This window comes from Shewanella sp. POL2 (assembly GCF_000282755.1).
GTDB lineage: Bacteria > Pseudomonadota > Gammaproteobacteria > Enterobacterales > Shewanellaceae > Shewanella > Shewanella xiamenensis.
This window is the reverse complement of sequence record NZ_AKZL01000118.1, coordinates 1-11828: the sequence shown is the minus strand read 5'-3', so window position 1 is coordinate 11828 and position 11828 is coordinate 1. Positions and strand designations below refer to the sequence as shown.

The following is an 11828-nucleotide window of genomic DNA, read 5'->3' as shown; positions in this document are numbered from 1 at the left end:
CAAGGCGCAGCTCCAGCAAGTACGGCTCAGGGTGATGCGGTAAGTACAGCAAGTCCTGAAAGAAGTGAACCAGAGGTTCGTTATGTCGAAACTCCTGCCGAAAATTCTACGCAATCGGGAAGTACAGTTGTTGAGAACAATCCTTTCGCCTTCGATGGTAATCAAGCTGGATTCAATTTCTCTGTAATGGGCGGATTTGGGAACAACGTCCAACCCTCAAACGTGAGTTATAACAGTGTTGATTTGGTGGGTGGTGTTGCGGCCAGCGGTCACTCTGTCGCAGGTTCCAGTAGTAGCGGTGGACCATCTATGGACACTTCCAATAGCAACGTGCCAACGATGGAGCGTTGATTGATTGAGGTTTTAAATTCGGCGGTTTTTACCGCCGTTTTTTTTGGGAAATTTGTTGTTTTTGAATAGTGATGTAGCATGGATGGAAATGTAGTGGTAGGGGAAAAATTTTGAAGATATTTAGCCTATTAGTGGCAGCTTGTTTTAGTTCAGTCAGTATTGCCAATGCTGAAGAGATAACAGTTACAGAGTCAGCAACCGATTTATGGGGTGTGAGTTATTTAAGTGGTAAACCAGTGGGCCGCAAAATGTCACTCAACAATTTCAAGGCGGATCTAATTGACCGAGCGGCGAGAAAAGCAATTTACTCTAAATTAAACCCTACAGCACAACAGGGCGTATTGATCAGGTCATCATCTAATGACGAATCGGTATTGCATGAGGTCGTTACTGCAAGTTCTTATATGTATTCTGTAAATAGTGTTGAATTCGGCTATAACGTGTTGCCTGCAGGTATTGAGATTAAAGCAGATATAACCGTTAGCATTCGTCCTTATGACGAGTCCATGCTGTTAAAACAGTTGGAAACGGATGTTCATCTATCGTCGCAGAATAGGCGCCACTGGACACCGATTGATGGACGCTATTTGAAAGAAAAAGAAGATAGAATTTATGGCACTCCTAATAGTTTGTTTGTGATCACCGGCAATCATGAGAACACTATGCCCTCCGACTATCAGTTTGTGTCTACTGAAACCTTTTTGGATTATTGGGTCATACGATACAAAGTCATGCTCGCTGACGCTTACGGGCGCCGTGGGGTAAAGGGTTCCTTTTTAGGTACGGTAGATGATGTTAGCTCAAGGCCAGATAAGGTCTTTGATGCCGTACTGTCACATAAGCCTCAACAACAGATTAAATATCCTGACCAACAGATGATTAAAAGGATGGATGGAGCATTAATCTTAGTTGGTAAAAAGGTCGTATCTGTCAACAATTTGAAAAATACGCAAGTACCCATAGGTATGAGCGCAACAATTCAGGCAATGCCGTCGAAGTAGGGATGGATTTTATATGCAAAAAATTAGTGCCGCGCTGCTAATAATTACTATGTTGTTAACTAATACAGATGTCATTGCGGGTGAGTTTGATTATCGTGGTAATGGTGTGTCCAGGTTAATTGTTCATGGATTCGACGACGCCGATTCGCTTGCGCACACAGGAAGTATCAAATCGATTCAATATGCGCTTTACGATGCTTTGATGCAGTCAGGCCGCAAGATTGAAAAGCCTTGGGAAGTTGTGATGGTTTTGAATTTGTCCCCGTATGAAGTTACCGGGAGTGATTTAGCCTTTGAACAAGGAGTGATAGAAGGCCAGTCGGAGCCGATATTTAGAATTGTTGCCAGCAAAACAATAACAGTGAGAGGTGATGTGATTGATCGTGCTTATAAAAATGTTTTGAGGTTGGAGCAAAATCAGGAGTTTCAAAAGGCTTTTGACCAGTATTCTAAAGCGATGAATCATAAAAATGCGGGAGAGATGTCAAGGATCTTTATGAGTTTTGAGGCGCTTGATAAGCTGGGAATTTATCTTGAACACACGATTTCAAGTTATTGATATACAATCGTTTTAAAAATGGCTTTTCGAAGATTTTTGAAATTAAGATATAAAAAAGCTGGGAATGTCCCAGCTTTTTTTAGGAAATTAACCTTGAAGGAAGTTTGTCCAGCCTTTCCAAAGGTCTTTATAAACGCGATCTGGTGCAGACGGAATTTGAGTCGCTAGTTTGTTGCCACTGGCTTTCAATTCGCGATGTTTAGCTCTAAATTCCAACATACTGCTGCAATTCCACTTCTTAACTTCTTTACTAGCTTGGTTAAAAGTGACGTACTTTTGTCTTTTAGCAAGAAGGTCTTTGAACTTGACACCGAATAACATGGTCGGTGCTGCTGGCACAAAGTCAGGCAGTTGTTTATTTGCAGCCATTTCTAAAAATTGAGTTGAAGTGGTGATGTTATTTTCTTTAAACCATCTTTTCACTTTCTCAAGAGTACCTTTTTGGTGGTAATCATAAGGTTCTTCATTTCCTAGGAAATGGTTCCAAGATTGCCACATACCTTTTCTTGTATAGAAAGAACGAGGATCAGAAGGAATGTTTTTAGGTTTTTCATTCTTCTGGTGATACTCCACCCATTCGGCCATTGTTTTAATGCCAGATGCTTTGGCATATTCGGAAGATGTCTCATAACTAGCAAATACGCCGCCGCGACTATGAATGTCATCTTCTTCCGATTGCGGTATTACAGGTGCGTTAGGGTTCAACACCCCCCAACCTTGCCATAATCCTCTACGGCCATAGAATAATGATGGCGACACTGGTAGATATGGAGGGATTTCATTAGCCTCGACGTATCTAAGCCATTCTGCACGACTGGTAACTCCGAGATCTTTTATATACTCCACCCAATCTTCATAAGATAAAAACTGCACCCCTTTCCGTGAGGTTATCATCTTCTCCGAAGCAACTTGCTCTGGTTTTTTGATGTTATCCTTGGGTACGTGCGTTAGTGGTGCAGTAACCGGAAATTTAAGTACGTTGTTGCTATTCATGATGTTTTCTCGATTTTTTGACGGCTTCGCGCTGGCTAGGCTCGTAAAATTCCTGAGAGGGTAGTTGTCTACTCAGTACGATTTTCATCTATGAGTATGTGCGAAATCTCTCACAAACACAATTCAAATATTCTATAGGTTAATTATTCCTTGTTAATCTTTGACATGTAAATGTGTAATTCTGGAATGAGAAGATCCGTGTCAGGCGTTGCATCATTGCGTTTTGAACGTGTCTTAGTACCGTAATTACTTTCTAAGTGTTTGACCTTTATGTCGTAATCGGAGAAAACGAAAAGAGGTGTTTGGCCGTTGTATTGCAGTTTTTCTTTACTACTACCAGCTTTCCAAATGTTGTAAATCGTTGTTGGTATTATGTTTCTTTTTATTCGAAAACTATGTGATTTTTGGTTTTTTTGAAAAATTTCTAGATATTCATTTCCTTTTGAAAATTCCAGAATGTTGTTTTGCACTGCTTTTTGTATTCTTGTTGAAAAATCCTTTTCTTTCAAAACGCGCATTCCACTTCTCATGTACCAAGAGACTGAAATGGTAGATTTTTCTTCGCATTTTAAAACGTGGATTTTTCTTGTGAGCATAACGAGTGAGCACAATGTATTTTGCCGGGCTAACGTTGCTCTTAACTTGTGTAGGTCATGCGTTGATAGTAACGCTTGAATGTTATCTTTCGTATTATTTATTTTTTCAATCAGTTGATTTATATGGTTATATTCTGAATGAGGGAAAATGATAACACCTGGTGTTATACTGGTTCTGCCGATTGAATCTTCAGAAAGCGTCATTTGAGTTAAGGAAGATGCTATCCACCCTCGCGCTTTGATGTCAGAAAATAGTTCTACTTTGAATTTATCAAATGTTTGGGGTGAAGGAGTTATTTTATAAAAAAATGACTGATTGCTAGCTGCATCAGGAAGATGACTGGCTAGTTCAATTAATTCAAGAGTCAGTTTGTTGTACAAAACATCAAAAGAGTTAATGTCGAATGCGGCGTTAGTCACCGTCTACCTCGTAAAATTCCGAAATTCCCTTTCTTCTGATTCATTTGAAAACTTAGAACTCTTCTAAAAAAATGTTATTATATATTAAAAACTTTGCGTTTAGAAAACTGTGTAGGCCATATGATGAAAATCAACAAACTAGCAACAGTATCACTGTTCGCCATGATGCTTTCAGCGTGTGCTGTATCAGTATCAACTGAAAAACCTGAAATTTCTGATTGCTGTAGTAAAACAATTTATGATCAAAATATCAATGTAAGGCATCAACAAAGATACGATGTTCGGAACCTTTCAGCTGATGCTGGGAGAAAAATAGGCGATCTCGATCTTGCTTTCGAATTGGAAAAGGCGAGAGATGCGGCTGTTAATGATGGCCGTAGCTCCATGATGAATTACTATCGTGATGTTTACCGTGCAGCAGTTTCATCTGCTTACAGTGATAGCTATCTGCCAACGCAAGCGCCAGCTGCAAATGATGAAAAGCGTGATCTGCAACAATTCAATGCTGATGCCCAAATCATTATTCACCAACCCACCGATAGAACGCTTTATTTTGAGTATGATGCTGTCGGCTATTCCGATATTGCCGAGGCTCAATATGTTTTGGCTAAGCACCGTGATTATCTTTTAAAAACCCACGGTAGAGTGCTGGTTGTTGGTTATGCTGATATTAGTGGCTCAGCTGATTACAATCTTGCTCTTGGACGCAAACGTGCGGAGCGAGTAAAAAACGAATTGGTCACCAAAGGGGTGCCTAGTGAACTGATTAGCGTCGTTAGCTATGGGGCTTCGTATTCGCCACCACTTATGAGCGGTCATACTGACAATTTGAAGTTGTGGCGTAAAGTCGAGTTGTATTATTGAGTCGAAAGGCCAATTTTTGCGTCATTTGAAATGTCTGGTCTAATCATAGTCATGATGATTAGTGGAGATTTAAAAATGAATAACAGCTATTACAGCCAACCCGCTTACAACGCAACCCCACAAGCCCAATCTCAATCTGCTCCAATGCAACAGCAGACGCATTATTTTCAACCGCGCCAAGGTAACCCTATGAATATTGGGCCTCACCACGAGGCCGCAAATTATGATGAATATCAGCAGTACCAACCCCAGCATGACAATCGCCGCGGATTTGAAGAGCAATCCGCACAAAGCGCTCAAAATGTTCAGCCTGCAGCTGCTCCAGAATTTGAAAAATCGGTAAAAATCCACGGTAAGGCCGCTGCGCTGACCATCGTCGCATCTGTCACTAAGAAAGGTTTTCACACCTTGAACATTGAAGGCGCAAACGGAATGGGGGATGGCACTAAAAAGTTTGATTGGCAGGATAAGACAATAATTCAAATCACCGCGACTGAATATCGGCATTTGTTAGCCGTGCTATTCGGATTCATTCCATTCATTGAGTTTAAGTCACATGGCCCACAGAAAAACAAAAGCATCTCGGTCAAGCGACAACAGAATGGGTTTTTCTTCTCAATCAATGAGGGTGGCAAGAAGCCAAAAGCTGTTCCTGTGAGCTTTGATGATGCTTACTTACTCGGGGTCTACGCATTGGATGTATTTGCACGAAATTACCCTAACATTGACTCACATTGCCTGTTAAATACCGTTCAAACCTTTACACAGCTGCCGTACTATCCTGTCCAGCAGTAGTGCTAGGCGTTTTCAATCGGCAAGGAATGAGTTTTGAAAGCGCCGTAGGTGTGGATAGCCAGTTGAGGATAATGCGACAGAAGAGTCTCTATCCACGTCTGCGCAACCGATGGATTATCGGTCATGCTTGGAAGTTGGTACTTAACAATGATCTTGTCATTTGATTCTGGGATAACTCCCAGTTTTAAATGGTAGGCCGCGCTGTGACCTCGGGCATGAATAATTTGAACTAGCACTACTGGCATTTCTGACTCTAGTAGTTTACCGCATTCGTCCACTAATTCTGAATATGAAATAAACAATTTACATATGCCTTAGCATTATAGATTTGTGTTATTGACGCTACTATAATCCATCCTAATTCAAATATGGAGATGTAATTTTGTGAATGCGATAAGAATTTGTCACAACAACCCTAAAATCCGAGTATGGTTTGGTACTTCATTCACACCTTACCCTCGCTCAGTTTTTTATTCGTTGATCTCAATTGTGGGTTTCAGCACGTTGTCTGTGATCGTCAACCTCCATAACTCATTAACTCCTTGGGCTGGGATAGTTGTACTTGGGGGGGGGGCGTTGGTGGCGCTTGGATTAAAGAAAAAGGTCTATATGTCTTATCTTTACGAGTCTGATTGCCTGCTCGAGTTGACACTGTGGGGGGGGCGCATTTGGAGTCGAGAATTCAACTTAGCCAATGATGAACTTAAAATTGAAAGTACAATGAACGCTTATCGCGTGGTTCTCAGTGACAAAAGTATCGTGCTTACCAATTCGCGGGGATTAGCTGAGCAGGTTCATGGGCAGTTAGCAAAACTGATTAAGGTTTGTCACTCTTAGGCTTACTGTATATACGTGTTTCGACTTTCCAAGACTCAACAACCTCCGTGGTTTTCCCACCTTCTGATTTCATCGTTTTTTGTTCCCATGAAGAGACAACTGGCTTGCTGAGCTCATTACGTTCAGCAAGTTCGATGTAAGCATTTTCAGCCATCAATTCGTTTAGGGTTGGCCGTTTCTTGCCATCATCTTTGGCGTAGACATTTAGCGTAGCTGAAGCAATCGCACAAATGGATACGGCTTTAATCAGTCTGATAAGTTTCATGAATTTCCTACCTAGAACTATGGTTTATGTTAGATCTTAACTTAGATTAAATAACATGCAAACTTAATTATCTGTGTTAAAATAATCGCTCTCGATGAAGGAGCCACTTATGAATTTCAGTCAGCATCGCTACAAACTTTTAGCGGCTGCGTTATTAGCCTTGCCACATTTTGCATTTGCGGAAATTGAAGGTATGACCTTTACGTCTGTTATGCAAGAACAGACGACTTTGACACCTGCTTCGGCTATGGCCATCAACCCGGTTCTTGAACATTCAATGAATGTTTATGTGTCCGCCGGTCTTGACCGAAAGCTAAAACTATATTGGCTTTCTAGTGGGGTCAAGCTTAACGAAGTCAATACGGGTGTGATTGGTGTTTCCGACAGAATTACATTTCAAGGAAAAGACTTTTACGGAAAACAGATCTCTATAGTTGCGCCTAATTCACAGGGAAATTATACCTTACAGGCTGACTTGTTATCCGTTGATGGGAATGTGATTGGCTCTTGGTCTATTCCGGTGACAATAGATACTCAAGCACCAACAGCTAATAGTTCTGATTTAGCTTTTAACTATAGATCCTTCGGTGGAACTTTAGCTTCATATAGCCCTATGGATTTCGGCCAATTAAAACTCACAGGTATTCAAGATACAGGTGCTGGGCTCAAAAATGTTCTCTACATTGTGAAAGATGATGTGAGCCTTTCATTAATAAATTCGATTAATGCTCAATTGGATTTAGATACTTCCACTGCGAGCCTTTCGTCCCTACCATCTGAGGTTTTACCCAGTGATAGAGGTTGGTATCAGGCTGGTTTTAGGGTCTTTGATGCAGCAGGTAATTATTCAGATTTTACTGCTCGCTCGTTTATCGAAAAAGCCTCATATCCCTTACCAGTTCGTAGCGACATTTATGATGCTTCAAGTGCTACGTGGAAGCCGTACACATCTTGGATGACCATCTACAACAATCCGATAAAAGTCCGCTATAGACGGCCCTATTCTGAAACGTTGGAAGCAAACGGGGATTATGGTTGGAGTAGTTATGGTTATCGAGAGGGTGATTTTGTCTATAACGAATTTACTGTCTCATATCCTACAGTAAACCCATATTGGGTTGCGCTGACGAAAAGTGGCATTCACTCAGTCAATTACCTTTCTGATTTCAAGTTCACCCTAGGCCCAAGTGTTGATCGTTCGCCTACTAAGCAACCTGACACTGTACAATGGTTTAGTGAGGAAGGTGGCAGTGGGGGCGAAAGAATCAGTGTTGGCAAATACACAAAAGTGGTAAGGCTTCGTCTAAACAGTGAAAAAATGGGTTATGAACAATTAGCCGTTGTTTCAGGTTTAGGCTCCTGTGTTATCCCAATTGGTGAAACCTATTGCGATGTTACAATCAACAGAGTATTTGAGTCTGGTTTTGGCTATACACCCTACAGCTATGTGGTCTACTCAAGTGTGAACGGTGTCAGTGATGGACGTTTTAGTGCTCAATTTAATTATTGGTATACATATTGGGATTTTATTGCTCCCACAATCGAATCGGTCAATGTTACTGATGATTCAATAACTGTAAACGTGTACGACACGAACACTACTAGCGATTGGCGTTCTGGAATGTGGAAGACAGAGGTTTTCCGATTGCAATCTAGTTTAGGCTTCGCAATATCTCCCGATTCTTGGGTGATCACCGGCACCGGCCGTCATCGAGTTACTTTTAAACTCAATCGATTACCAAGTGGTCGTCAAAATATTTCGTTTTACGCAGATGACACCTATGGTAATCGGGTAACACAGTCGATTCTATCCAATTATCTAAACGACACTACGCCTCCAGTTTTGCGATTGCAATCGCCTTCTGGAGCGCAAATCACAAACGGAAGCACCATTAATGGTTTAGAGAGTTTACGTATCAGCATTACTGATGATAGTGAAGCCAATATCAATTCGGTTGTGCTATCTGGAGGGGCTGCTAAGGATTCAGTTTATGTTTCTACAAATAATTTAGGTGATGGTATTTACGACCTGAATTACCCTCGTTTATTCCCTAGTTTGGAAGCGAATGAAACTTACACTATCAATATTACCGCTCAAGATACAGCAGGGAACGCATCGACGTTAACTTCAACCTTCTTGTATTTGCCTGCCAACTTATTGCAAGTTGGGCAAATGACGACTTTGGCTGTTAATAAACAACTGCAGAACACGCAAAACGACCCAATTACATCAATTAAAACTGGTGTGCTCAGAACGGCTGAAGGACAACTCGCGTCCGGTGCTCAAACGGCATTTATCACGTTACGCAGTGACGCCAAAATCAACGTCAATATCCTTGGTAGCGTGTTGCAACCTGGGGAAACTAAACAAATCACGATCATCCCCAGCATCACAGGTGAAGTTGTTATTCCTGTTTACTCTGCTTCTCCTGGTGTGAAAGGGCAGGCAAGCTTCATGATCGACATTCCGCAAATCACTTCTACCAATTAAAGGGCAGGCCATGCAAATTAATAAATCATTACTTTTAGGGCTGTGTAGCGTCATCTGCTCTGGCATGGCTAACGCGGCAGTAGAAGGCTTTTCGTATACAGACACCAACGCTACAGTGAAAACCACTGAGGGCTCGCTCATTAACCCTCAAACTGATGCGATGGTTTACCTCTCTGGAGGGCTTGATAACAAACTTAAGCTATCAGTCATCAACACCAGTGGAGTGACGGTGTTCAACAACACCACAGATTTTATTCGAGTTTCTGACAGGTTAAGCTTTTCTGGACGAGAATTTTACGGAAAATCAATAACTATCCCCAAATTGATGGATGGTTTGTATAGCCTTAAAATCGAAACGATTAACAGTTCTGGTACAACAATTGATCAGTATACAAAGGTTGTTGAAGTTGATACTGAGGGACCTATCATTGGAGACTGGTATGGAAATGGAACAGGCAATTATGGTGCCGAAACAGGGTCGAATGAGATTTGGTGGCTAAATACACAAAACACCGGCGAAGATTCGAAAATTTGGATAACGGATGTAAAAGGTGCGGTTTCAGGTTCTGTCATTGTACAAAAACTAAATTCCGATTCCATCGTATTAACAAGACCCATGGTCATAGACCAAGCAGCATTCAAAGCTGTGATAAATGCACAAACAGACTTATCAAATATATTACCGTCAAATAACGCTTCTGATCCATATTCAATGCAGGCTCAGCTATATGATGCAGCAGGTAACATCACTCGTTCAACTGTCAAAACATTCTATTACGACAACTATGGTGGGGCTCCATCTTCTCCTTTTGCAGTCTTCGACCCGGATGCAAACTTGGCTGAAAGTGTATCTAGTTCATTTGTAGGTTTTGTAGCTTATACTCCAGGCATGACAGTCAAAACCAACCCCGTTCGATTGTTATATAGAGTACCAGTAGATAACGTTCGAGACGCTGGAGTGAAAGGGGGGCTTGCTCTCGCGAACTCAGTGGGAGCGACAAATGTTATAATTAATGGTGAATACGGTTATTTTGATATGACAGCGCCATTTGGATATAACAACGCAAACCAAATTAAGTGGGTTGACTTTGGTCGATGGATGGCAGGCACTATCCAATACAATTTGTCATTGTCTGAAACTGCTTCAAAATCCCCAGTGTTGACGTCAGCAACATTTTTGTTAAATGACGTTCGAATGTCTATTACGACAGGGATCATGCATCATAATTCGATTTTGCCAGCTACAATGACTGATTTTGAGCTTCGGGTGCAGCCGCGGGATTACGTGCAACGCGCAAGTTTTCGTGGATATTCTTGCGACATTCCAGCAGGTGAGTCAATTTGTAGCTTAACGGGTTTAACATATGAGATGACCAAAGGTGGATATGGCTATTTGCACGATGCTATCGGTGTTGTGTCAGTGGGCCTGCCGATGGGAACACTTTACGCGAATTACAGCTACGGCGAATCAACCTATAACGATGCTCAATACCCGCAAATGACCAGTTTTAAAGTTGATACGACAACTAACACTCTTACTGCATTTGTTTATCTACCGGGTGCAGGCAGTTGGTTTGAAAGGTTAGTCATGAAGGCCGCTAGAATTAAATATGGTACAAAATATTTAAACCCTATTAGTTCAATTCGCAACGGTGTTAATTGGGAATACGTCTTTAACTTAAATTCTCTGCCGACTGGAAACCATTCACTAGAATTAGAGATGGTCGAGAATCACGGGCCTACCACTGTGTCCCCGCTTCAAACATTCAAAGTAGAAAACGCCACACCAACAATAAGCATTACAAATTCCGGTAGTGCAGTATTCAATGAAATTGTCGGGCTAGATGACTTGGTAGTGTCCATTGCAGATGAATCAAGCTACACCATCGATAGTGTTATTATCTCCGGCGGTTCAGCTAACGACACGGTTTATTTGGCCACTGTAAGTAAAGGCAATAACGTGTATTCATTGCAATATCCAAGGCTTTTCCCATCACTTACATCCGGTGAGATTTATACTTTAACGGTGAAAGCTACCGACGTTTTTGGCAACCAAGGCGTTAGTAGCAAGAGCTTTACTTATCAGCCGCCTAACATAGTAAATGTAGGCTCATTAACCACTCTTGCAGTATCTAGGGATTTAGCTAGCTCTGCAGACAAACCTGTCAGTGAAGTCGTCATTAATGATCTGAGAACAGTTGAAAGCCAGCTCGCTTCGGGACCGCAAGATGCTTTATTTACGTTACGCACTGACGCAGAAATAAGTGTTCAGGTACTTGGTCAAGTGGTAAAGCCAGGTCAAACGGTAACGTTAAACCCGGTGGCTACTTCGGGAGTCGTTAAATTTTCGGTGTATCCCGCGGCGAGCGGTCAAAAAGGGAAGGCACAGTTTTTATTTGAAATATTAGAAGTGAAGAGCAACATCTGATAAGGGCGTTGTTGCCTAAATCAATCTTAGGTATGCCTTTTCCTAAAAGGGTTCCTGGTATTAATTGACCCTCTGGCGAATAGGCATACCCAGTCCTATGACTTTGTTCATCACTTTCACACCAGCCAGTGCCTCGCCGACTTGGCCGTTGTAGTCCCGCAGGCTCAATTTCGGGCTAATCAGTTGCTTGTAACGATACATAGCTGTTTCTGACAGGGAGCGTTGGTG

12 protein-coding genes and 1 pseudogene are annotated in these 11828 nt (G+C 41.7%); 8 read left to right on the top strand and 5 right to left on the bottom strand.

Annotation, left to right across the window (positions count from 1 at the left end; genetic code table 11):
• The 3 genes from SHEWPOL2_RS23100 to SHEWPOL2_RS20170 form a co-directional block, all read left to right on the top strand.
• A partial coding sequence (locus SHEWPOL2_RS23100; RefSeq protein WP_037431069.1) for a hypothetical protein occupies positions 1-351 on the top strand: 351 nt, incomplete at its 5' end.
• Between the two features lie 110 nt (positions 352-461).
• Positions 462-1352 carry a hypothetical protein gene (locus SHEWPOL2_RS20175; protein ID WP_037431066.1) on the top strand — a complete coding sequence of 297 codons (891 nt, stop codon included), beginning with the start codon at positions 462-464 and terminating at the stop codon, positions 1350-1352.
• Between the two features lie 13 nt (positions 1353-1365).
• Positions 1366-1911: a hypothetical protein gene (locus SHEWPOL2_RS20170; RefSeq protein ID WP_011711610.1), complete on the top strand. Its 546-nt coding sequence runs from the start codon at positions 1366-1368 to the stop codon at positions 1909-1911.
• Positions 1912-1998: 87 nt separating this feature from the next.
• Here SHEWPOL2_RS20170 and SHEWPOL2_RS20165 read toward each other — a convergent pair whose 3' ends face one another.
• Positions 1999-2904, bottom strand: coding sequence for a hypothetical protein (locus SHEWPOL2_RS20165; protein ID WP_011711611.1), 906 nt, complete (start codon positions 2902-2904; stop codon positions 1999-2001).
• A 143-nt stretch (positions 2905-3047) separates the two neighbouring features.
• The gene (locus SHEWPOL2_RS20160; RefSeq protein WP_011711612.1) at positions 3048-3920 is read right to left on the bottom strand and encodes a DNA replication terminus site-binding protein; all 873 of its coding nucleotides are present in this window, start codon (positions 3918-3920) and stop codon (positions 3048-3050) included.
• A gap of 123 nt (positions 3921-4043) precedes the next feature.
• Between SHEWPOL2_RS20160 and SHEWPOL2_RS22305 the strand changes: the two genes are divergently transcribed.
• Both SHEWPOL2_RS22305 and SHEWPOL2_RS23060 read left to right on the top strand, forming a co-directional pair.
• Positions 4044-4784, top strand: coding sequence for an OmpA family protein (locus tag SHEWPOL2_RS22305; protein WP_049796109.1), 741 nt, complete (start codon positions 4044-4046; stop codon positions 4782-4784).
• A gap of 75 nt (positions 4785-4859) precedes the next feature.
• Positions 4860-5579 carry a hypothetical protein gene (locus SHEWPOL2_RS23060; protein ID WP_011711614.1) on the top strand — a complete coding sequence of 240 codons (720 nt, stop codon included), beginning with the start codon at positions 4860-4862 and terminating at the stop codon, positions 5577-5579.
• 2 nt (positions 5580-5581) lie between these two features.
• On the opposite strand, the gene SHEWPOL2_RS20145 is transcribed toward SHEWPOL2_RS23060, so the two are convergent.
• Positions 5582-5824 (bottom strand): hypothetical protein, encoded by a 243-nt coding sequence (locus tag SHEWPOL2_RS20145; RefSeq protein WP_041413326.1) that lies wholly within the window; start codon positions 5822-5824, stop codon positions 5582-5584.
• Between the two features lie 139 nt (positions 5825-5963).
• Between SHEWPOL2_RS20145 and SHEWPOL2_RS20140 the strand changes: the two genes are divergently transcribed.
• On the top strand, positions 5964-6416 hold the full coding sequence (locus SHEWPOL2_RS20140; RefSeq protein WP_011711615.1) for a hypothetical protein: 453 nt from the start codon (positions 5964-5966) through the stop codon (positions 6414-6416).
• Here SHEWPOL2_RS20140 and SHEWPOL2_RS20135 read toward each other — a convergent pair.
• Complete coding sequence (locus tag SHEWPOL2_RS20135; protein ID WP_037431062.1) at positions 6397-6681, bottom strand: hypothetical protein; 285 nt, start codon at positions 6679-6681, stop codon at positions 6397-6399. The genes SHEWPOL2_RS20140 and SHEWPOL2_RS20135 overlap by 20 nt on opposite strands.
• 109 nt (positions 6682-6790) lie before the next feature.
• Between SHEWPOL2_RS20135 and SHEWPOL2_RS20130 the strand changes: the two genes are divergently transcribed.
• On the top strand, positions 6791-9172 hold the full coding sequence (locus SHEWPOL2_RS20130; protein ID WP_037431060.1) for an Ig-like domain-containing protein: 2382 nt from the start codon (positions 6791-6793) through the stop codon (positions 9170-9172).
• A gap of 10 nt (positions 9173-9182) precedes the next feature.
• Complete coding sequence (locus tag SHEWPOL2_RS20125) at positions 9183-11600, top strand: Ig-like domain-containing protein (RefSeq protein WP_037431057.1); 2418 nt, start codon at positions 9183-9185, stop codon at positions 11598-11600.
• Positions 11601-11660: 60 nt separating this feature from the next.
• Here SHEWPOL2_RS20125 and SHEWPOL2_RS20120 read toward each other — a convergent pair.
• Positions 11661-11828 (bottom strand): annotated as a pseudogene (locus SHEWPOL2_RS20120) (IS5/IS1182 family transposase); the annotation flags it as partial.